Here is a 21,431-nt window from a genome sequence, read left to right as displayed (position 1 = left end):
AACAGAGCGAGACGGGGCCGGTCCCTCACCGACCAAGACGATGGCCGTCCCCGTCTCGCCACCACCCCAGAAGAGGAGGCGAGACCAGCATGAACGAGACCGACGAGCGCACGGCGAAGAACGGCAACGGCGAGCCGGTCGCGAAGGTGATCCGACTGCCCTTCGCCGACAGCACGCCCGAGGTCTCCGACACCCCGGCGCCACAGACCCCCGCGCCGGCGCCCCGCGTCGACATGACCAAGCCCGAGGCGCCCGCGCCGGTCGAGGGCAAGGTGTTCACCGCCAGGGAGTGGGAGCTGGGGGAGGACCCGGAGGGCGACGCACCGTGGATCAGCCCCGCGCTTCGCACCCCGGAGGGGCGCACGGCCCGCCGCGTGTACGTCCAGCGCCAGGCCCGGCGCCGGATCCGCCGGTGGGTGGCGCGGCAGCGGACGCCGCGCGGCGTGGTGCCCACCACGGTCCGCGGCGGCATGCGCATCCACCGCTGGGTGCGCGGGGTCGAGGGGCAGAACGCCGCCGCCGCCAAGGCCCGTGCCGAGATGCTCGCGAGGGAAGCGGAGCGCGCGGCCCGCCGGGCCCAGTTCGCGCTGCTCCAGCGGGACGCGAAGAAGAAGGCCGCCGACGTCGCGCAGCAGAACTCCTCAATGGCCCTGGTCCAGGCCACGACGGCAGCCTCCACGGCCCGCAGCAAGTTCTTCCAGCGCGCGGCCGCCGCCTACCTGCCGATGGCCGGGATCGACGCCGCCGGGTTCGTTTTCATGGACGGCCTGATCGGCCTGGGCGCGGGCGTGCTGGTCAACCTCGCGGTCCTGGCCCGTGCCGGCCGTCAGCCGGACATGTCGCCGGAGGAGCTGGAGGAGCTGGAGCGCACCGAGGCCGGTCTGCCGGACCGGTTCGAGATGGGCATGACGCCGCGTGCGTTCGAGGCGATGCTCCACGAGGCGCTGACCAAGGACGTCGGCATCGCCGTCCACTCCTTGCAGGTCCGCCTGCACAGCTGGGGCTTCGAGATCGTGATCGTGCTCAAGAACCAGACCCCGGAGAAGCTGTCGGCGAACCTGGACCTGCTGGAAGCCTGCCTGCCGGGCGTGCGCACGAACTCGGCGCTCCTGCAGCAGTCCAAGCAGGCCCGCAACGAATGCGTGCTGCGCATCCCGGGCGCCAACCCGTGGAAGGCTGTCCCGGAACTCCCCTACCGGGCGCCGAAGTCGGTCACCACGCACGAGCTGCACAAGGCGCAGTTCGGCGCCGACATGTCCGGCCGCATCCTGGCCCTTCCGGGCAAGCGGACCAGCGCGGCCTACATCGGCAAGTCCCGCTCCGGAAAGTCGACCATGCTGCGGGCCCGCCTGGACGCGCTCACCGCGACCAGCGACCGCATCATCGTGGGCATCGACCTCGGGTCGTACGGTTCCGGCTTCGGTCCGTACCGCAAGTGCATGTCCGCGGTCGCCCGCACGCCGAAGGAAGCCCGGGTCGTTCTCGAATGGGCCCTCGCAGTCGGAATGGGTCGGCCGAAGCTGTTCGACCGGCTCGGAATGGGCCTGAACTGGGAGGCCAGCCCGAAGCGACCCGGAATCACCATCGTCATCGATGAATTCCCCGCGCTGGTCATGGCGGCCAAAAGCGAGACCTTCCCCGAGACCGAGGAGGGCGAGGAGAAGCCGCTCCGCCTGGATGAGCTGGTCAAGCAGATCATTCTCACCTCGGCGAAGTCCGATGTGTGCCTGGAAATCGCCTCCCAGGGCGTCACCCGTGACCGGGTGGGCGCGAACATGTGGCTGGCCGAGCTCCCGGTCCAGGTGATGTGCGCCTGCGACAAGGACGACATCGTGCAGATCGCCGGCGGCGGCGCGATGGCCCAGGGCTGGCGGCCGGACCGGCTGCTGCCCGCCATGGGCGACGCCGTCAACGACGCGTCCGTGGCGTACGTACTGGCGGGCGGCGACTACAGCGAGCCAATCCCGTACCGGGCCTGCATCCTCAACGAAGAGGAGGCCGACCGCCGGGCCGTTGAACGGGCTGAGGCGGGGTTGTGCGAGCTGGACGCCGAGTCGGCGGCGTTCGCTCCCGGCGTCGTGCTGCCGAACCCCGGCGGCGGCGAGCCGTGGGAGCACGAGGACGGGGAGGAGACACCGCTCCCGGTCCTGCTGCGCACGATCCGCACGATCTACCGGGACCTCGGCAACCCGAGCGGCCTGACGGAGGACGAGCTGTTCGACCAGCTCCACTGCTTCGACCCGACGTCGTGGGACCTGGACCGCTTCGGCCCCGAAGGCGGCGAGCCGATGACCAAGGGCGCCGTCCTGGCCCTGGTGCTCGACAAGGTCCTGGCCCCGCGCGGCCAGAAGTGGGCCAAGGAGTCCTACCGCCCCAAGGGCGCCTCCAAGACCGTCAAGGGCTACCGCCTGCGCGACCTCAAGACGCTCATCGGCGAGACCGACGGGAGCTGACCCGCTTCCGGAACACCCGGAAACATGCAGGTCAGCGAGGGGGAACCGGCCCGGAACAGGGCCGGAACCCCCGCCCCGGGCCGGAACATGTTCCCCCCTCCCGGCCCCTGTTCCAGGCCTGTTCCACAGCTCTGACCTGCACGTTCCTCTCAGTTCCGCCGCTGTTACGCCCGAAAGATCACGATTGTTCCCCCGGAGGAGATCCGATGCCGATCAGCCCGTGGCGAGCCCTCAGCCCCGACGACGGTGATCACTACCTGTTAGTCGAGCGCCGCTTCCGCTATGTCATCGAGGACCCCGAGCACACGTGGCGCCGGGCGTGGATTCCGACCGTGATCGCCTGCCCGGTGTGCGAAGCCGACACCGGCCTGCGGCTGGCCTACAAGAGCGGCGTGGACGCCGTGGTGGAGGCCGCCTGCCCGGTCGGGCACACCTGGGTCGAGGGCCGTGTGGACGTGCTGCAGTGGATGGCCTACTGCCGCTTTCGCGCCGGGCGGCACGAGGCCGACTGGCTGTGGCTGATCGAGGCCGGGTTCGGCGAGGAGCCGCCCCCGCCGATCGACCTCGTCGAAGAGGTCGGCAAGGCCGCAGTCGACGTCGCAAAGTACGGCCGGCGCAAGGCGAGGGCGAAGATCCGCCGCAAGGTCCGCTCGACCAAGAAGAGGGTCGGCAAGCGGGTGCGCAACGAGGCCATGCGCCCGGTCGCCGCCCTGCTGCGGACGGCCTGGATCATGCAGGCCGGAGGCGTCGAACCGATTACGGCCTCCCGCCGCCCGGCGAAGCCGAAAGCCCCGAAGACCCCGCCGGTATCCGCCTACCGCAAGGCCTACGGCGTCCAGGCCCCCAAGAAGGGCCCGAAGTGCCTGGTGTGCCAGGACACCGGCCGGATGACCGCCCCCGGAATCTCCGTCCCCTGCGTCGAGTGCGACGGACCGGCCGCCGCCGCCCTGGCGGCCGCCGAGCGCCGCGCCGAGCGCGCCCGCCAGGGCAAGCACGAACGCCCCACCGAGCGCGCCCGCCAAGGCGACGACGAACGCCGCACCACCAGCAAATGACCCGCCCCGGCGCTCGCGCTGATTCCCGAACTCTGTAACTCCGGCAGTTCCGAAGTGCGGGAGTTGGCGTGAACGCCCGGTCCTCCAGGCCGGATTCCCCGACGACGAAGGAGCCACCGTGAACGTCCCCTCCAAGCTCACCGCCCTGGCCGCCCGCCTCATCGGGAAGAACTGGGCGCACGAGAGCGCCGAGGAACTCGCTGCGGCACTCGACAAGCAGATCGACCAGCTGCGCGAGGCGAACATGCCCGAGCACCTGGCCGGCGCGGCGAGCCTGACCAGCGCCCCCGCCTTCCAGCCCGGCCTGGTCGACCTGCGCGGCGACATCTACGACGCGGCCGTCTACCTGGACGCCCTGACCACCAGTGCCACGGCCACGGGCAACGTCGACCTGGTCGACGCACTGCGGGAGGCGGGCGAGGCCGCGCACGAACTCGTCGCCCGTCTCGCGGCCGCCGCCCACGCCACGATCCCCGCCCCCGCCGTCCCGGTCACCTCCCGGGTCGCCTGACCAGCGGCAACAAAATTGGGCCTATAAAATGTAGGCCTACGCTAGACAGGCCTACAAAAAGTAGGCACTCTAGGGGTGTGGCACTCACCGGAGCCGCACACCGACGGGAAAGGAAACCCCGCTCATGACCGCGATGCACCTCAACTCCGCCGACGGCAACGGCCGCGGCCTGTCGACCCTGCGCCGTACCACCCACGTCCTGCGCCTGATCGGCGATCACGTCCCGACCGCCGCCGCCGGTGTCGTCGTCGCCGGTGTCCTCGCCTGGACGGTCAACGACGTCACCGAGTTCGCCCCGGTCCTGACCATCACCGCCAACATGGCGATGCTGCTGATCCTGGCTACGTGGGGCGCCGCCCTGCTGGTCAAGGGCTTCGCGTACTACATCGCTGACCGCATCGACCCCGACAGCCGCGACGGCGACGACCTGTGGAACGCCACCACGGCTCTCCGGGACGCCGTCGAGGACATCACCAATGGCGCGAACTACGACGACATCCGCCTCAACCTCCAGGCCAGCCAGGTCCTGCCCGCGCTGCACGGGCTGACCGTGAAGCTGCGCAACGCCTACGCCCTGGACGGCGAGAGGGAGGAGGCGGCCGCGCTCAGCGACACCGTCGCCCTGGTCCGTGCCGCCGCCGAGTCGATGGGGCACCGCGACCTCAGCGAGTGACTTCGCCCCGGGGCGGCCGCCATCCCGGCCAAGGTCAGCCGGCCGCCCCGGGCTCCGAACCCGCTCCAGACCGGAGCAGGAGGAGAACCCATCCTCCCCCATCCCGAAGGAGCAGACGCAATGCCCAAGTCCGACGCCGAGAAGGCCGCCGAAGCCCACCGCGTGCAGCAGGTCCAGCAGCGCCTGGCGGCCGCGAAGACCACCCGCGACCAGCGCAAGGCCGACGCCGAGTTCGACTTCTGGGCGGACGTCGCCGCCGCGATCGACAGCGGCGAGGTCAAGCAGGCCGAGGCCTGCGAGGCCATCGGCTACGGGCGCGAATACGTCCGCCGCCAGCTGATCGAGCACCGAGCCCAGGTCGAGGACCGGGCCGCGGCCGCCAACTCCGACACCGCCGACTGACCCACCCGCGAGGAGCCCCGATGCCCGAGCAGACCCCGGCCCCCGGCCAGATGCCCGCCCCGAAGACCCCTGCCGACTTCCTGAGCGAGCACCGCGCCTACGTGGGCACCACCGCCGCCGCCGGCACGCTGCTGGCCCTGGCCAGGATCTGGAACGCCCAGGGCGCTGAGCACTCGCCCGGCGCCGCCGGACTCATGCTCGCCTTCGGTGCCGCCTCCGGCTACTTCGCCACCAAGAACGACGAGGAGACGGCCAGCGCCGTCTTCTCGTCCATGGCGCTGACCTTCGGCGCCCTGTCCGTCGGCGTCTACTCCGACCCGATCGCCCCGGCCCTGATCATCTGGATCGTCGCCGTCATCGCGTCCTGCGTCCTGATCGCCCGTTCCCGCCGCGACGACCGCCGAGTGGCCACCGCGCACGCCAACGAGATGGCCGCGCTCCAGATGGACCGCAGTGCCGACATCACCATCGCCAAGATCGACGCGAACGCGAGGATCGAGGCCGCCCGCGAACAGTCCGCGGCCGCCGCCGCCATCGAGGAGGCCCGCGCGCACCGTGCCGCCCTCGCCGACGGCCCGCTGGACCCGATTTCCATGCTCCGCGCCTCCGGCCAGCTCCCGCCTCTGCACGTCGTCAAGGACGACGACGAGCGCCGCACCGCCTGACCTGCCCTTCCGTCCCCCGCGGCCCGTCCGTGGGGGTGCGGTGGGGCCGGACAGCCCGGCCCGCCCGAGAGGAGCCCGCGTGCGCTACCTGGCCGTTGCCGTGTTGATCGCCGTACCGGCCGCCGTGTCCCTGCGACTCGGCGCCCTCATGGCCTTCATCCTCGCCGCCCTGTACCTGCTGCACCAGCTCAGCGACAACCACACCGACGCCAACGAACGGGACTGACCATGCCGAAGCGCCGTATCCGCAAGCCGAACCCGAACGACGTCGACGAGCTGCAGCTGACCGTCGACCCGTTCACCGGTCTGCCCGCCCTGAACGTCGTGCCCCGCACGACGCCAGTCCCCGAGAAGAAGCCGCGCCGCGGCCGGAAGGCGAAGTAACCCATGGCCCACGGACCCAAATTCTGTGGCTTATCCAGCCGACTGCCCTTCCTGGAGCGCCTGTTGGAGCGCCGCCGCCAGGACCGCCGGTGGAAGACCGCCACCACCCTCGCCGACCTCGGTGACCTCATGGCTCTGTGGTTGGAGGGCGAACTCCCCTCCTGGCCCGGGTACGCGCCGGGCTGCAGCCCCGACGAGGAGACCCGCGCACTCATCCCGACCCTCGCGGCCGCCAACCGCGCCGGGTACGTCACCGTCACCTCCCAGCCCGGCGTGGACCCCGAGGTCGGGTTCGACGGACTGATCTGGCAGCAGAAGGCAGCTGTTGAGGGCTTCGTCCGCGACCCCGGCCTGGTGCGCGACCTGGTCGACGCCGCCTACGAGGCGGGCCTCGACGTCGAGGTCGCCGACACGGTCGACACCGGCGAGCGGGGCATCACCGTCACCCTGCGCGGCGACGAGCCGCACACCGGCTTCGGCGGCTACCTCAACGGCGCCCAGTTGCGCGGCATGTGGCCCGGCATCGGCTCCGGCGCCCTGGACGACGTCTTCCGCTCCGTACGGATCACCCTCGCCGCTCCTGAGTACGGCGCCGCCGCCGGGGTTCGGGTGTGGCAGGTCCTGGAGTCCGTCATCAGCCGGGTGCCCGCCGTCGGCAGCGCGGCCCGGACCAGCGAGGAGGGCTGACGCCGTGGCCACCACTGTCCTGCGCTGACGGCTGCCCGCGCCGCCCGGCCGGGTGCGGGGCGGCAAGGGGAGCCGGGACAGCCCCGGATCTTTCCGAAGGAACGCAGAAAAGGAGGTGAACCTCATGGCGCATTGGGCGGTTGCGATCCCGATCCGCGTCCCGGGCGAGCAGCCCCGGACCGGCGTCCAGTGGTTCACGTATCCGGCATCGACCTTCCCCTGCCACGGCGACGTGGTCGAGAAGGTCCGCGAGGACGTCGACACCGAGACCGCGATCCGGCACCGCGCCGGCGCGGTCGCCGACGTCGGCGCCATAAGGGTCGTCTGGCACGACGACGTCCTGTGAATCCGCCCCGGGGCGGGCGGCACCACGGCCAAGCAATGCGCCCGCCCCGGGCCACCCGAACCCCTACAGAGGAAAGGGCAGTGCCCATCATGGCTCAGAAGACGAACCGAAAGCCGACTCCGGTCGTGCCGATCCCGCTGGCCGACCCGTCGGTGCCGTACCCGGAGATCAGCGGAGACGAGCCGTGCCTCCAGGACCCGGACTTCTGGTTCCCCGAGCAGGGTGTGACCGCCGGTCCCGCCAAGGCTTTCTGCAGCGCCTGCTCCGTTATGGCCGACTGCCTGGCGTGGGCCCTGGCCAATCCGCACCTGGCCGCTGAGGGCGTCTGGGGTGGCAAGACCCGCACCGAGCGCAACGCCCTGCGCCGCAACGCGATGAGGCGGGCGGCATGACGGACCTGGACGTCACCCAGTTCCTCGCGATCCTCGCCCTGGCCGGCGGGTGGGCCCTGCACGCCAGCCGCCTCTACCGGCGCCTGGACCGCTCCGGTCGCGACCCGCTCACCGGACTGTGGGCCCGCGACGGCTGGACGCGCCGCGCGCAGAAGATCATCGCTCGCCGCCCGCACGCAGCGGTCCTCCTCGCGGATCTGGACGGCTTTAAGCCGGTCAACGATGTGCACGGTCATCCGGCCGGTGACGCCGTCCTGGCGGCCACGGGCGTGCGGCTGACCGCTTGGTGCGGCGCCCACGGTGTGGCCGGACGGCTCGGGGGAGACGAGTTCGTCGCGGTGATCGAGGATGACGCCTGCCTAGACGACCGCCTCGCCGACCTCGCCGAGCTGCTGCGCCAGCCCGTCGAGCACCAGGGCGTGACGCTGAGCGTCGGCGCCTCCATCGGCGCCGCCCGGCTCGCCGACCTCCCCGAGCCGACCCTCTCGGCCGCGCTCGGGGCAGCCGACCAGGCCATGTACCGGGTCAAGGGCCGCACCCGCCGCGGCCGCCGCCTGCTGCTGGCCCCGGCGTTCGCCGCCCTGCGCTCCCTCCCGCAGCGCATGCGCCTCGCGGCCTGACCACCGCCAGGCTCCGGCCGCCGCAGGTCTGCGTTGCTCGAGGAACGACGCTCCGCGCCGTGCCTCGTGCAGCCCCTCGCCCCATGCACGGGTGAAGCCGGACGCGGCCGGTGGCCCGCCCTCAGCTTCCATCCCGCCCAATCCATCCCCGCAGCAAGGGAGAACACACAGGTGAACGCCTACGACGCGGTAGTCCGGTCCATGCACCGGGACGGCTACAGCCCCGACCGGATCTCCGCCGAGCTGAACGTCCCCAAGGACGAGATCGCCGAGATCATTGACAGCACGGAGCAGAACGACGACGAGCAGACCACCCCGGCGCCGGAGCCGGTCACCGAGGCCATGCCCGAGGTTGCAGCGCTGCTCGCGTGGGCCGCCGCCCACGACGACACCAAGGTCCGCGCCGACGGCGAACAGGCGGCCGCCGTCCTTACCACGCTGCGCGAGCGGCGCACCGTCGATGCCGAGCTGGAGAAGATTTCCAGCGAGGAGAACCAACTGGAGGAACGCCTCGCCGCACTGCGCGCCCGCAAGAAGACGCTCCGGCCCCAGACCGCCGGCGCCAAGCGCAGGCGGCAGGAACGGGACTACGAGCCCAGCACCGTCCGGGCGTGGGCCCGCACGCATGGCCACGAGGTGCCGGACCGGGGGCAGATCCCGAAGAAGGTGCTGGACGCCTGGCGCCAGAGCCAGCGCGTCCCGGCCGCCGTCAACTGACCCACCCGGCACACCAGGGCACGACTCCCCGGGGCGCGGCCGCCATCCCGGCCAGGAATCCGCCGGCCGCCCCCGGGGCCCTCCGAACCCGACACTCAGGAGAGATCCCCAAGATGAACCCGATCCCCGAACCGTCTGTCGTTGTGATGATCGGCGCGAGCGGCTCCGGCAAGTCCACCCTCACGCGCACGTGGCCCGCCGACTACCGGCTCGAACTCGACTCCTACCGCTGGGCCGTCTCCGGTGACGCGGGCGACCAGGAGGCCACCGCCGACGCCGTGGCCCTGCTGGACGCCGTCCTGCAGCGGCGCCTGGCCCGCGGACTGACCTGCGTCGTTGACGCCACGAACACCCGCTTCGACGTCAGGAAGCAACTGATCGAGGTGGCCCACACCCACCAACTGCCCGCCTCCGCGATCGTGATGACCACGACCCTGGAACAGTGCCTTGCCCGCAACGCCCGCCGCCCGGACAACCGGCGGGTGCCCGATGCCGTGGTGCGCCACCAGTTCCAGCAGATCGCCGCCGCCCGCCCGGGCCTGCGCGCCGAGGGCTTCGACCACGTGGTCACCGACGACCAACTGATGCGTCTGCGGCCCCTGCTCCAGCGCTCCGTCGACCGCATCCACCCTGACCAGCAGGCCGACGGCGACCACACCGAGCACGCCCGCCGGATACTGGCCCGCCGATTCTTCGGCGAGGACCTGGCGGACGCCTTCCACTGGACGAATCTGCGCCCCAACCACGACCCCGTCGGCGCCCTCGCCGTCGGCCGTGACGAGATCACCCTCGTCTACCGCACCTCGGCACCCGACCCGATGGACTGGGGGTTCGAGGCGCAGGTGCCCTGCCTGGGCGGCTGCGCCGGCCCGGCCTGGGTGCCGGTGCGCAGTCCGATGGACCTGCTCGCCGTCTACGACGACGACTTCCCCGAGGACGTCGTCCGGTGCGACCGCTGCATCACCGCCGGCGTCGCCGCCCGGGAGGCGGTGTGAGCACGATGGTCCCCGACCCCGGTAACGGCTTCGACGGCCCGGACCTGCGCCGCGAGATGCGCGCGGTCATGGAGATGGGCGTCTAGCCCGACCGAGGCAGCGCCGGGGCCGCGGGCATCGGCCCCGGCGCCCGCCAGGGAGGAAGCACATTGCACTGGAAGGGCCCGGGGTCGTCGCGACCGTCGGGCCCTTCCTCGGTGCTGTGGCGCCCGGTGGCGCCAGCGGCCGCTCACTGGCGGTTCCGGCCGGTCCTCCTGCGCACCCGGCGGCGTTCCAGGAACCGGATGAGGGCCAGCCAGAGGTCACGCTTGTGCTCGGAATCTTGGGGGACGACGGCCTGGACGAAGAGGATCGTGCCGGGCGTCACGATCGCGAGCACCACGGCGACGGCGACCACCCACCAGGGGGCGCCCACGAAGGTGAGCGCGCTGATCGCGGCGCCTCCGCCGAGCACGGTGGCGCCCGTCACCCGCGTCGCGCCCGGCCGGGGCGTCGGCGGTACGGGGGGCGGCCCCGGCTGCTGCATCGGGGTGCTCATCAGGCCGCCTTCTTCCTGGCTTTGGCCATCGCGCGGGCGCGGGCCCACTCGGCTTCGACGCCCGGCGGGACGTACAGCTCGCCGCTGCGCCTGCGCGTCCTGACCTGGCTGCGCAGGCGGTAGCGGGCGTTCTCGACGTCACCGACCTTGATGCCGAGCACGTCGGCTATCTCGCCCTGACTAAGGCCGTCCACGGTCAGGTTCCACACCGCCCGGTCGCGCGGCTTGAGCCTGTTGATCATGTCGGTGAGGGCGTCGCACAGGTCGCCGACGTCCTCGGGGACCGGCTCGGGGCCCGTCTGCCCGAGCGCGTGAGCGAGGACGCCATCACCCATCCGCACGGCGTGCAGGAGGAAGCGGTCCGTGCGCTCGGCCCGCCAGATGTAGAAGACCCTGGGGAAGACGAGTCCGCACCGGCCGTAGAAGTACGACGTCAGGTTGGAGGCCTTGCCGTCCTTGCCGCGGTTGTGAGCGGGGTCGTACCCGCCCATCTTGAGCCGCTGGGGGAAGGTCTCCATGGCGACGTTGAGCGTCAGGATGGCCAGATGCTCGCGGTCGGGGGCGCTGCGGTACAGCGTGGCGCGGTCCTCGTCCGTCATCGCCAGCGGAGTCCTCGACTTCGCGGTCAGGCGCATGAGCTTGTCCGTCCGGCGCATCGCCGCGCACAGGCGGCCGAAGGAGTAGGCGTACAGCTCCTCGGCCATTTGGTGCCAGACCGGGCCCCGGAAGCCCGCGGCGACCGCGTCGGCGACGCGGTCCACGTCGTTCTGGACGTCCTCGGGCAGGTCCTGCCCGTCGTCCTCGGTGTCGTTGGTGTAGCCCCGGGCGTGGGTGTCCGGGCCCCCCGTGTCGTTGAAGCGCATGTTCTTCCTTGTCTCCGCGTCCGCATGACCCGAGGGTCGAAGCTGGTTCTAACGTGTCTGTCGCCTCGTATATGCAGAGCGGGACCGAGATTCCTTAAAAGTGACGCCGAAAGTCATCGCCGGACGCCCATATCCCTTTTCGGCGGGGGCCAATTACGGGGCGGCAATGTCAACGAAACCGTGTCCGGCGGGTGTCCGGACAGCACTCCGGCACAGTTGCGGCGCTGTCCGGACGGTTCCCGGACAGAGCCGGACAGGGACACCGGACGCCTCTACGCTGGGCGGGCGCAGACGCACCACCGGAGGTTGCTGTGACCGCAGTTGAGGCCTTCGCCCACCAGCTCCGCCAGTTGCACGCCGCGGCGGGCGCCCCCTCGACCCGTCAGATGGCGGCACGGACCGGGTACGGCAAGAGCACGATCAGCGAGGCCTTCGCCGGACGGCGACTGCCCACCTGGCCGCTCGTCGACAAGCTCGCCGCTGCGCTCGGCGCGGACACCGACGACCTTCGTGAGCGATGGGTCGCGGCGCGCGGCCGGCCAGCCGCAGTGCAGCCGGTACCCGACTGGCTCACCTCCGTGCGCCCCGGTGCCGACATCCCCGAGATCACCACCGGCATGAGCCTGGAGGACGCGGTCGCGGTCGCGCCGACGGATCCGAAGCGGGCCATCGCATCGAGCTGGGAGGTCCTGCGCGTGTGCGCCCTACAACTCGCGCACTGCTACTACGGCGACATCCCGGGAAACTGGTCATCGAACGTCGTGCAGACCTACCAGCGCGCCGAGAAGGACGGCCTGCTCCCCGCCGGCGTCACCGCCGTTGCCGACGCGGTCCACTACCACCACGTCCAGTCCCAGTTCCCCGACAAGGAACTGCCGAGCACGGCCGAAATCTTCCAGGTCATCGCCCTCGCCTACCGGCTGGCCTGGCAGGCACGCGACGTTGTCGAGATCTACGAGGACACCGCTAAGTCCCGGCCGTAGCCTCCAACCACCCAGGCGCCGCGCTGGCGCTTTGCCTGATGGTCAGACAGCGCTTAGCCGCGACCCCCGGACTCGCGGTCCTCGGGGCCGTGGCGTTCGTCATCGCGATCGTGCTGCTGCTGATGGGCGAGTTCGGCGCGGCCAAGGACGTGCTCACCTTCGCCGGCGTCGCCTGGGGTGGCGCGGCCGCGATGCGGACGCGCCGCAAGTAGCGGCACACCCTTCGAGTTGATTTGGTGGCCTTCGCCGGTTTTCGGCGGGGGCCTTCTCCATGCCTAAGGCTCCGAGTCCTCCGCTCGTACGCCACTTCGGCGTACGGTGCTGATCACCTTGCCCGCGAGAACGAGGAGAGTGTCCCGCCGTGACCACGCACGCGGTGACCGGCGCTGAGCGACGACCGCCGATACCCGCCAGCAGCACCGCCGCCGACGGCGACGCCCTGGTCCCCATCCGAGGAGGCCTGCTGGCCTCCGCCGCCGTCGTCGCGGTCAACGCCCTCGCTCTTGCGGTCATCGGCTTCACCGGTAGCTACCGCTCCGTTCGCGACCTGGCGCTCGGCTGGGGGTGGGGCTGGTTCTCGTACGTCTTCCCTGTCGGCATCGATGTCGGGATCATCGGGCTGATCGCCGCGGATCTGTTCCTGTGCGCGATCCGCACCCCGGCCCCGATCCTGCGGTGGTTCGCCTGGGTGCTGACCGTGGCCACCGTCGTGTTCAACGCCTCCAGCGGGTGGCCGCCGGACGGCTCCGCCGGATGGATGGACTACGTCGAGGCCGCCGCCCACGCCACGATGCCCGGACTGGTCGTGGTCATCACCGAGGCCCTGCGCCGGGCCATCGCCCGCCGTGCCCGCATCGCCGACGGCCGCCAGTTCGAGCCGCTCGGCATCGCCCGCTGGGTCCTCGCACCCCTGCCGACGTTCGGCGTGTGGCGGCGCATGAGGCTGTGGGATGTCTACACCCGCGCCGAAGCGCTCGACCTGGAGCGCGACCGGCTCACCTTGCGCGACGAGCTGCGCGAGAAGTACGGCAGGAAGTGGAAGCAGAAGGCCCGCCCCGTCGAGCTGCGCGCCATGCGCGACGCCGGCCGAGGTCTCCCGATCCCCGCCCAGCTGATCGCGAACGCCGAGCTGTTCCCCGCGAACGCCGATCGCGCGAACACCGATCGCGCGAACGCCGCGAACACCGACCGCGCGAACGCGACCCCGCTCGACGGCGCCGCGAACACCGTGAACGCCGCGAACGGCGTCGAGGTGCCGAGCGTGAACGCCGGGCCGGTGGGACCGGCCGCCGCGAACAGTCACCTCACCGGCATGGAGACCGTGCGAACGCCCGGAGGACCGGCAAGCGAACACCCGGCGTTCGCGGTCACCGACGCGACCCCTCCAATTGGCGCTGACCTGCGCGAATCGCACCGCGAACGCGCATCGGTCCCTGCGGCCGCCCCCGCGCGATCGGTCGTCAGGAGCACCGTGCCCGCCCCGTACAGCCCGGCCGGACCCGTCGCGAACGGCGACCGCGAACTGGTGGGCGCGAACGCCGCGTCGCTCGCCGCGAATGCTTTCGCGTACGCGGGCAGCTCCACCGTGAACGGTGCGAACGGCTACCGCGAAGGAGCCGTCGGCTTCGCGGTCGGGGAGGGACGCGAACACCCGGGCGAGCGCTACACCGAGGACCGGGCCGGACGCCGGCGTCTGGCCGAGGACTTCCTCCGGGCCAAGGAGACCGAGCAGCCGCCGCCCTCCCAGGCGAAGTTCGCCGAGCGGATCGGTGTCGCGCCGGCCACGGTGTCCAAGGCGATGAAGGAATGGCGCGAGGACCACATCACCTGACCGCGCCCTGTTGTGTCGACCCAACAACAGCCCCCTTCGCGCCCGCATCGCGTTGTTCCGGCACAACAGGGCGGGGGTGCGGCGTTCTTGCCGTACTCCCGCCGTCTGCCGTGATGCAGGGGGCTCCGCCCCCCACACCCCCCGGCCCTCCACAGAGGGGGCGGGGGCCGGGAGTGATCTTGAGGTGAGCGGGTGGGCTCGGGGGTGGGTGGCCGGGGTGCTCCCTCCGCGGCCGGGCACCCGAGGGGACCACAGCCCGCACCGGGCCGCCAGGCCAAGCCGCCTGCGGCGGTCGCGCAAGCGCGAGCCCGGCACCCCGGAACGGCCCGCGGTCGGCTGACGCCTGCCCGGCCGCGGAGGGAGCACCCCGACCGGCGGGCCGTGTGGCGTCTGGACGCCGGATCGAGCTGCAAAAGGGCCGTCTGAGCTGGGCTTTTAGCTTGACCCACACCCCAAAACCTGATTGAATTAGCAGTGTCGGAACGGGGCGGGAATCCCGGCCCGGCGCCGGGCTCGCGGAGCCCACACCGAGCAACCTCAGCGAAAGGCGTACAGATGACCGACGTTAGGGCCGGGTGGCCCGCGGAATGGAAGGCCTCGAAGCACTTGGGGCAGTGGCGCCCGATGGGCGCGGAGTGGATCACCGCAGCCGAGGGCGACTGGACGACCGAGCCCCAGGACGTGGCGGGCTGCCTGTGGTTCCAGCTGGAGAGGGCTGGCTTCCAGGACGGCGAGATTCCCGCGCGCGTGGCCGAGCTCGCCCGTGGTGTGGTCCTGATCGGCGGCAACGGCACCGCGTTCCGTGTGATCACCAACCCGGCCCACCGGGCCTGACATCTGATCCCGCCGGGTGGGCGGGGGCGGGAATCCCCGCCCACCCGGCGGCTCGCCGAGCAACCTCAACAACGAAGGGCCCACTTTTCATGACCATCAACCAGGTGCCCGCCCACTGGGTGAAGCGTCCGGACGTGTACCTCGTCATCGCCGACGACCGCGATCCGTTCACCACCTGGGCCGAGCACATGCGCGAGGACCGGATCCCCGAGCGGCGCGTGGTGCACGTCGAGCGCCAGGCCGACCACCCGGTCGAGCGCGAGCTGCAGTGGGACGAGCTGATGGGCTCCGTCCTGGACGCCGGGTCGGAGTCGCTGAGCCTGCTGGCCCTCCGGGCCGTCAGCCACGCGCACGCCGCCGGCATCGCCCGTCTCGACTACGCCCTGTTCAACGCCGCCGCCCGGATGGTCGAGGTCATCGACAGGCACCTGGAAGGCGGCGGCCACGGGTGGGTCGCCATCCGCATCGCGGACGGCGGCAGTGACGGCGAGCTGTACGACGGCGACGAGGCCGCCCGGGCCGCCCAGCAAGACCCCGACGGCTGCACCTACTTCCCGATCTCCACGCCGTGGACGCCCCGCATGTGCCGGGACCACCTGGAGTTCATGACCCACAAGCGGCACGGCTGCCTGGTCTACGGCAGCCCCACCTGCCGCTGACCCACAGACGCCGGTGACGCGGGCGGGGGCGGGAATCCCCGCCCGCGCCACCGGCCCCCACACCGAACAACCTCAGCGAAAGGCAGCACAGATGACCACCACCACCGCCCTGGCCTACCGGCTCGGCACCCCGGACTGGGAGCGCCGCTACCCGGTCCTGATCGGCGAGACCACCGTGATCGGCGCCGTGTTCCGCTGGCACCGCGACTGGCTCACCCTCACCAGCGAGGGCGAGCGCAACCTCGGCCGCCCCGAGCAGGGCCGTCGCGGCGTCCCTCAGGCCGCCGCCCGCGCGGCCGCCGAGCAGGTGGCCGCCCAGTACGCCGCCGGTCGCATCACCGCCCTGGCGCTGGAGGACGTGACCGCCGCCGTGCCGGTGCTCGACGGCCCGGTGCCCCTGCTGCACCCGCGGATGCCGCACACCCCCCGGAACGTCGAGGCGGCGACCAAGGTGATGGCCGCCCTGGCCCTGCACCGCTGGACGCCGTACACGGGCTTCCCCGGCAGCGACAACCCGTGGTGGCAGAAGTGCGAGCTGTGCGGCTGGCAGGGTCCGCGCTACTGGTCCCACCAGCGTGGCCGCAACGGCGAACTGCCCAGCACCCACCGGCACCCGGCCTCCGCGGAATTCGGAGCGCCCGCCGGGTGCGTCGGAGACGAGAAGGTCCGTGAGCTGATCACCGCCTACCAGCAGTAGCCCACACCCGCCCGGGCGGGCGGAGACGGGAATACCCGCCCGCCCGGGCCCCACCGACAACCTCAACAGGAGAACTCTGTGAGTACCGCACGCTTTGACCGCCTCATCACGCAGAGCACCAACGGCGCGCTTCGCCTGGCCGACGGCCACACGATCAGCGTCATCGCCGCCGGGGCGGACGCCGTCGACGTCTACCTCTGGCCCGGCCTGCCCGCCCCCGACGCCAGCGGCTGGGAGGACGAGGACCCCGCCGAAGTGTTCCTGACCGGCGGCAACATGGACGGCCGCTACTGCTGCAACGTGCCCGTGCAGGCCGTTCGCGACCTGATCGAGCAGCACGTCGGCGAGGCGGCGGCCGCCGACGACGAGGTGATCACAGCCCCCCTCGCCCAGCTCCGCGCGACGGGAGTGCGCTGCCTGAACCGGCAGGACAGCGCGGGGCGCTACGTCCGCGTGCCGCTCGCCGACGGCACCGAGATCACCGTCTCCGGTACGGCCGCCGACCGCGACGGCACGCGCGGCGCCGAGGTCAGCATCCACCACCTTGTGCGGGACCACGCCAGCTGGCAGGCGTCACGGATCGACCGCAACGGCCGCTCCGTCCACGTGTACGACTCCTACGGCCAGCGCCGCCCCTACGAGGAGGACACCTCCGGTCTCGTGGCAGCCGTCCTCACCCAGGTCCAGCAGTGCGGCGGCAGCGCGCCGGAGAGGGGCGTGGGGGAGACCGCCGAGCAGCTCGCCCGGGCGGCCCTCGCCGAACAGGGCATCACCGCACACCGGGACGACGACGCAGGGAACACGTGGCTCGTCATCGGCGGCGACCAGACCAGCCCGGACTTCCCCGACATGCTGGCCGAGCCCTACGCCGTGCTCTACCTCGGCAGCTACGGCAACGACGAAGAGATCACCGTCGACCGCGCCCCCGCGCCCGGCGACGAGTGGACCGTGCTCGCGGGTGACGGCACCGGCGCCGAGCGCGAGCTGACGACGCGTCCGGCCGACCAGCTCGCCGACTGCGTCCAGGCCGTCACGGCGTGGCTCGCCACGCTGCAGGGGACGCCGTCCGGGACCGAGTGACCGGCGCAAGTCCGGCGGGGGAGCGGGGCGGGAATCCCGCTCCCCCGCCGGGGCCCGGCACGACCACACCGAACACCTCAACCAGGAGACGACTGTGACGAACAAGCCCTTCACCCCGCCGTGCGCCACCGGGTGCGCCGCCGCACAGCTGGAACTGTTCGCCCCGCCGGCCGTGCCAGCGAAGTCGCCGGCGGAGCCCGCCGAATTCGACTTCGACGCCCACGACGTCGTGGTCATCGGCGACAGCGGGGGCAAGGACAGCGGGTCCACGGTGCACGAGGTCTGCACCCAGGCCGACAAGGCGGGCCAGCTCCACAAGGTCCGCATCCTGCACTGCGACCTCGGGACCACCGAGCGCGGCCACCTGGTCGAGTGGCCCGGCGCTCTCGAAGTCGCCCGCGCACACGCCAAGCAGTACGGCGTCCCCTTCGCCGTCCGCCGCAGCAAGCTGTGGGAGTCGCTGTGGCAGCGGATCCGCGCCCACGGCAACTGGCCCGGCCACTTCGCGCGCTACTGCACGAGCGACACCAAGACCGCGGTCGGCCGCGACTACGTGGATGAGGTCGGCGCCGAGCTAAGGCTCGGGCGCCCGGTCCGGGCCGGGTACGCGATGGGCATGCGCGCCGAGGAGTCCCCGGCCCGCGCCAGGAAGCCGGTCCTGGAGCGCCACCGCATGAGCGGCAAGGGCACGCTGCGCGTGGTGACGACGTGGCTCCCAGTCCACCACCTCAGCACCGATCAGGTCTGGAAGGCCCACCGGGACAACGGCATCAAGCATCACGAGGCCTACGACCAAGGCATGCGGCGCCTGAGCTGCCGGGCCTGCCCGCTCGCGCACACCGACGACCTCGTGCGCAGTGCGCAGCTCAACCCCGAGCTGTTCGAGGAGTACGCCCAGGCCGAGACGGACATGGGCCACCAGTTCAAGAAGTCGATCAGCCTGCGCGAGATCATCGAGCGCGCCCGGAGCTGACCGGCCCCGGACATCAAGCGGCCCGGCGGGGCGCAAAAGCGTGGGAATCCCGCCGGGCCGGCGGTCCGGCCACCGAGGGCCCTCAACAAGCCCAAAACCGAACCGGGCACCATCGTATCCACGACCGACACCACCAGGAGTGCACGCAGTGAGGACCATCGACGGCCGCCAGTACGCCAGCCGAGCCGACCTGATCGAGCGCAGCGGCTACAGCGATGCCACCCTGCGCAACCTGTGGGCGGACCGTGAGGCCAACGGTCATCCGGCCGCGCGCAGGGAAGGCCGCACCCTGTACTGGGAGCTGCGGGAGTGGGAGGCGTGGTTTGCCGCCTACCAGCGCTCCCAGAGCGGCGTGGACCGCAGCGGGAACCCCGACGAGGAACTCCCCCCGGCGGACCAGGCCCGGGTGCTCGGCATCGACGTGAGCGCGATCAGCCACTACCGCGAGAACCCGCCGCCGGGGTGGCCCGCTCCGGTGCGGGTCGAGGAGCTGCCGAGCGGGCGCGTGCGCGAGTACCGCACCCGGCGCCAGTTGTGGGCGTACGCCGACTCCAATCCCATGAGCCGGAGCCGGGCAGGGGTCGCCGGCCGCAAGCCGGCGAAGGGTCCCGATCCCCGGATCACGCTCGCGGCCGAGGTTCTGGCCGCGGAGCCGGACCGGAAGGCGGGCGAGGTCGCCGCCGCCCTCGCAGAGCGCCACGGCGGAGGCCTGAGCACCTGGAAGCGGATCGTCACCGCTGCCCGCAAGCAGACCTGAAGCGGACCGCGACGCGACGGCCAGCGCCACGCCCGACGGGGTAGGCGCTGGCCGTCGCATGTCACAGGGGAGACCGAGAAACCGCCCTCTGAGCTGCGAATTCAGCTTGACCCGCACCCTAGAACTTGATTGAATTAGCAGTGTCGGACGGGGCGGGAATCCCGGACCGGCACCACCGGGAAACCTCAACGATCAAGGACAGAGGACATGGACGAGAGCGAGCCGGGGGAGCCGACCCCGCAGACCTGCCTCCGGGTGGCCCGCGAGGCCGCCGACCTCGCCGCCGCCGCTGACGACCACGCGCTGACCGCCATGTGCCGCAGCAGCTCCCGCAGCGAAGCGCGCCTCGAAGAGGTCATGCACGCGGTGCACCGGGAGGCCGTCGAGGCCGAAGGGTGCGCCGCCCGGGCCGAGCGGTGGGCGGCCGACCCGCAGATGCCGGGCAGTGCGCTGCGCCACTGCGCCCGTGGCGCCGTCGACCACGCCGTGCGCGCCCAGGAGGCGGCCGGGATCGAGGTTACGGCCGCCGCGCTGCGGACTGAGCTGGAGCGCCAGCTCACCGCCCAGGAGCGCGCCGAGCTGGAGAGCGAGCTACGCCGCGCGGAGGCCGAGCGGGAGGCCGTCGAGCGGGCCGCCACCGGCATGGACAGCGACAACCGCCACCTCGCCCGCATGAACGCCTTCCTCGCCGAGAGCGCCGTGCCCGCACTCGGCTGGAGCGCCGGGCACGTGCGGGTGATGGAGGCCGCGGAGACCGGCCGCCTGTACTGGCGCGACGGGCAGGCCCGGCAGGCCGCCGAGCGCGGCGTGTGGAGCGGCGGCCGCAGGGTCCACCGGGAGCGGACACAGGCCCTGCACGCCGCCGGGTTCCTCACCGCGGCCGCCGCCCCCGACAGCGTCCAGGTGCTCACGCCGACCCCGATGGGCAAGGTCGCTCTGGAGCTCGCGCGGCTGCACCCGGCGGGCCTGTACGACAGCGACACCGCGGCGTACGAGGCCCGCTACGCCCGCGTCGCGAAGCGGCACAAGCGCATGGACGACAAGAAGGCCGCCGCCCACCGTCTGCCCGCCCTGGAGTACGGCGCCGTGGGCCGGTACCGGCGGCCGGTGACGCTCGCCGAGCAGGAGGTGCGCGCCGAGCGCGAGGCCACCGAGCAGTGGGAGGACGAGGGCGGCTACTGCCCCGGCGTCCCGGCTCCGGCTCCCGCCGTCGAGGGCGCCGTCCGGTGCCCCTGCTGCGGACTGCGCAAGGCCACCGTGGCCGGTGTCCTGGCCCCCCACAAGCCCACCCGCACCGCTGCCGAGGCCTGCCCCGGCAGCGGACTCCGGCCCGCCGCCGAGGCGTCCCGGGCCGTCCCGCCGGACACCGCCGTGCGCGCCGAGCAGCCCCTGCTGCGACGCCTGTTCGCCCCGCGTGCCGCCCGCGAACAGCGTCCCGCGCGCGACGTGCGTACGGTCATCCGGCGCCCCCAGCGGGTCCTCACCGTCGAGGAGCGCAAGCGGGTCCGGGACACGGCCGCGCTCAACTTCCAGGCCGCCCTGATCATGGGCATCATCGACCCGGTCCCCAACGCCTCGCCCATGCCGGAGGAGGCGGGCGCCTGGGTGCGCGAGCACGTTTGGCCGGAGCACATCCAGCAGATCGAGCGCAAGTACCCGCACGGCTTCGCCCGGTGGAGCATGTGTGAGCGGGGCACCTGCTGGAACTGCCTCAACGGACGGTGCGACATCTGTGTCCACCGGCAGAGGGGCGGCCCGGACGTCGACAGGAACCAGGACTGGGTGACCAACCATCAAGGGATCGCCGTCGCCCGGCTCATCCTGCGGCCGGACGGTGAACCGTGCGTGTGGTGGTGCCGGTGCGCGTGCCTCAAGGATGGCCCGGCTCCGGCCCGCCCGGCCGCGAAGGTGAAGCCCGCTCCAGGCGCCCCGCCGGCGACGTCCGCGCCCGCCCGGGAATCGGCTGCGACATCGTTCCGGGCACCGGAGGCGGGCACCCTGCAGGCCGCCCTGTGGTGACGCGGGGGGCGCCGCCCCCCACACCCCCCGGCCCTCTCTCGGAGGGGGCGGGGGGACGCGGGCCGACCTTGCGGTGAGTGGATGGTGCAGGGGGGGGTGGGCGGTCGGGGGACTCCCTCCCCGGACGGGCACCCGGAGGGGACCACAGCCCGCGCCGGACCGCCAGGCCAAGCCGCCTGCGGCGGTCGCCTCCGGCGAGCCCGGCACCCCGACGCGGCCCGCGGTCGGCTGACGCCTGCCCGACCGAGGAGGGAGCCCCCCGACCGAGGCGGTCGTATGGCGTCCGGACGCCAGGGT

Annotated in this window: 26 protein-coding genes; 24 read left to right on the top strand and 2 right to left on the bottom strand. The window is 72.3% G+C overall.

Going from position 1 to position 21,431, the window contains the following annotated elements; genetic code table 11:
• The first annotated feature begins 89 nt into the window (after positions 1-89).
• The 14 genes from ADL34_RS19060 (at position 90) to ADL34_RS19005 (ending at position 9,900) form a co-directional block, all read left to right on the top strand.
• Entirely contained in the window at positions 90-2,453 is a 2,364-nt protein-coding gene (locus ADL34_RS19060) for a hypothetical protein (protein ID WP_062669156.1), read from the top strand.
• Positions 2,454-2,659: 206 nt separating this feature from the next.
• Positions 2,660-3,508 (top strand): hypothetical protein, encoded by an 849-nt coding sequence (locus ADL34_RS19055; protein ID WP_062669157.1) that lies wholly within the window; start codon positions 2,660-2,662, stop codon positions 3,506-3,508.
• Positions 3,509-3,626: 118 nt separating this feature from the next.
• Positions 3,627-4,019, top strand: a complete 393-nt coding sequence (locus ADL34_RS19050) for a hypothetical protein (protein ID WP_062669158.1) — start codon at positions 3,627-3,629, stop codon at positions 4,017-4,019.
• 124 nt (positions 4,020-4,143) lie between these two features.
• Positions 4,144-4,692 (top strand): hypothetical protein, encoded by a 549-nt coding sequence (locus tag ADL34_RS19045; protein WP_062669159.1) that lies wholly within the window; start codon positions 4,144-4,146, stop codon positions 4,690-4,692.
• Positions 4,693-4,812: 120 nt separating this feature from the next.
• Positions 4,813-5,094: a hypothetical protein gene (locus ADL34_RS19040; protein WP_062669160.1), complete on the top strand. Its 282-nt coding sequence runs from the start codon at positions 4,813-4,815 to the stop codon at positions 5,092-5,094.
• 20 nt (positions 5,095-5,114) lie between these two features.
• On the top strand, positions 5,115-5,759 hold the full coding sequence (locus ADL34_RS35720) for a hypothetical protein (protein ID WP_062669161.1): 645 nt from the start codon (positions 5,115-5,117) through the stop codon (positions 5,757-5,759).
• 79 nt (positions 5,760-5,838) lie between these two features.
• Positions 5,839-5,985: a hypothetical protein gene (locus ADL34_RS36150; RefSeq protein ID WP_159038949.1), complete on the top strand. Its 147-nt coding sequence runs from the start codon at positions 5,839-5,841 to the stop codon at positions 5,983-5,985.
• 2 nt (positions 5,986-5,987) lie between these two features.
• Positions 5,988-6,143: a hypothetical protein gene (locus ADL34_RS36145; RefSeq protein ID WP_159038948.1), complete on the top strand. Its 156-nt coding sequence runs from the start codon at positions 5,988-5,990 to the stop codon at positions 6,141-6,143.
• A 3-nt stretch (positions 6,144-6,146) separates the two neighbouring features.
• Positions 6,147-6,830 carry a DUF6919 domain-containing protein gene (locus ADL34_RS19030; RefSeq protein ID WP_159038947.1) on the top strand — a complete coding sequence of 228 codons (684 nt, stop codon included), beginning with the start codon at positions 6,147-6,149 and terminating at the stop codon, positions 6,828-6,830.
• Positions 6,831-6,954: 124 nt separating this feature from the next.
• On the top strand, positions 6,955-7,176 hold the full coding sequence (locus ADL34_RS19025; protein WP_062669163.1) for a hypothetical protein: 222 nt from the start codon (positions 6,955-6,957) through the stop codon (positions 7,174-7,176).
• Between the two features lie 89 nt (positions 7,177-7,265).
• On the top strand, positions 7,266-7,568 hold the full coding sequence (locus tag ADL34_RS19020; protein WP_079034256.1) for a WhiB family transcriptional regulator: 303 nt from the start codon (positions 7,266-7,268) through the stop codon (positions 7,566-7,568).
• The gene (locus tag ADL34_RS19015) at positions 7,565-8,188 is read left to right on the top strand and encodes a GGDEF domain-containing protein (RefSeq protein WP_063892319.1); all 624 of its coding nucleotides are present in this window, start codon (positions 7,565-7,567) and stop codon (positions 8,186-8,188) included. Before ADL34_RS19020 ends, ADL34_RS19015 begins: the two co-directional genes overlap by 4 nt.
• 171 nt (positions 8,189-8,359) lie before the next feature.
• Complete coding sequence (locus tag ADL34_RS19010; protein WP_062669164.1) at positions 8,360-8,905, top strand: Lsr2 dimerization domain-containing protein; 546 nt, start codon at positions 8,360-8,362, stop codon at positions 8,903-8,905.
• 113 nt (positions 8,906-9,018) lie between these two features.
• Positions 9,019-9,900, top strand: a complete 882-nt coding sequence (locus ADL34_RS19005) for an ATP-binding protein (protein ID WP_062739798.1) — start codon at positions 9,019-9,021, stop codon at positions 9,898-9,900.
• 229 nt (positions 9,901-10,129) lie between these two features.
• Here ADL34_RS19005 and ADL34_RS19000 read toward each other — a convergent pair whose 3' ends face one another.
• Positions 10,130-10,438, bottom strand: a complete 309-nt coding sequence (locus ADL34_RS19000; RefSeq protein ID WP_062669108.1) for a hypothetical protein — start codon at positions 10,436-10,438, stop codon at positions 10,130-10,132.
• Positions 10,438-11,301, bottom strand: a complete 864-nt coding sequence (locus ADL34_RS18995) for an RNA polymerase sigma factor (RefSeq protein WP_062669109.1) — start codon at positions 11,299-11,301, stop codon at positions 10,438-10,440. Before ADL34_RS18995 ends, ADL34_RS19000 begins: the two co-directional genes overlap by 1 nt.
• Before the next feature lie 311 nt (positions 11,302-11,612).
• Here ADL34_RS18995 and ADL34_RS18990 point away from each other — a divergent pair, with 311 nt between their 5' ends.
• The 10 genes from ADL34_RS18990 (at position 11,613) to ADL34_RS18950 (ending at position 21,134) form a co-directional block, all read left to right on the top strand.
• Positions 11,613-12,284 (top strand): helix-turn-helix domain-containing protein, encoded by a 672-nt coding sequence (locus ADL34_RS18990; RefSeq protein WP_062669110.1) that lies wholly within the window; start codon positions 11,613-11,615, stop codon positions 12,282-12,284.
• 38 nt (positions 12,285-12,322) lie between these two features.
• Positions 12,323-12,496: a hypothetical protein gene (locus ADL34_RS36140; protein WP_159038946.1), complete on the top strand. Its 174-nt coding sequence runs from the start codon at positions 12,323-12,325 to the stop codon at positions 12,494-12,496.
• A gap of 149 nt (positions 12,497-12,645) precedes the next feature.
• The gene (locus ADL34_RS18985; protein ID WP_062669111.1) at positions 12,646-14,115 is read left to right on the top strand and encodes a DUF2637 domain-containing protein; all 1,470 of its coding nucleotides are present in this window, start codon (positions 12,646-12,648) and stop codon (positions 14,113-14,115) included.
• 555 nt (positions 14,116-14,670) lie between these two features.
• Entirely contained in the window at positions 14,671-14,949 is a 279-nt protein-coding gene (locus tag ADL34_RS18980; protein ID WP_159038945.1) for a hypothetical protein, read from the top strand.
• Positions 14,950-15,038: 89 nt separating this feature from the next.
• Complete coding sequence (locus tag ADL34_RS18975) at positions 15,039-15,608, top strand: hypothetical protein (protein WP_062669113.1); 570 nt, start codon at positions 15,039-15,041, stop codon at positions 15,606-15,608.
• A 91-nt stretch (positions 15,609-15,699) separates the two neighbouring features.
• Positions 15,700-16,305 (top strand): hypothetical protein, encoded by a 606-nt coding sequence (locus ADL34_RS18970; RefSeq protein ID WP_062669114.1) that lies wholly within the window; start codon positions 15,700-15,702, stop codon positions 16,303-16,305.
• A gap of 78 nt (positions 16,306-16,383) precedes the next feature.
• On the top strand, positions 16,384-17,385 hold the full coding sequence (locus ADL34_RS18965; RefSeq protein ID WP_062669115.1) for a hypothetical protein: 1,002 nt from the start codon (positions 16,384-16,386) through the stop codon (positions 17,383-17,385).
• Between the two features lie 94 nt (positions 17,386-17,479).
• Positions 17,480-18,358 (top strand): phosphoadenosine phosphosulfate reductase family protein, encoded by an 879-nt coding sequence (locus tag ADL34_RS18960; RefSeq protein ID WP_062669116.1) that lies wholly within the window; start codon positions 17,480-17,482, stop codon positions 18,356-18,358.
• Between the two features lie 148 nt (positions 18,359-18,506).
• Positions 18,507-19,115, top strand: coding sequence for a hypothetical protein (locus tag ADL34_RS18955; protein WP_062669117.1), 609 nt, complete (start codon positions 18,507-18,509; stop codon positions 19,113-19,115).
• Positions 19,116-19,322: 207 nt separating this feature from the next.
• Entirely contained in the window at positions 19,323-21,134 is a 1,812-nt protein-coding gene (locus ADL34_RS18950; RefSeq protein ID WP_062669118.1) for a DUF6248 family natural product biosynthesis protein, read from the top strand.
• Positions 21,135-21,431: the final 297 nt, after the last annotated feature.

The organism is Streptomyces sp. NRRL WC-3605, from assembly GCF_001509795.1.
GTDB lineage: Bacteria > Actinomycetota > Actinomycetes > Streptomycetales > Streptomycetaceae > Streptomyces > Streptomyces viridochromogenes.
The sequence above is the reverse complement of the archived record's forward strand: the minus strand, read 5'-3'. Positions and strand labels throughout refer to the sequence as shown.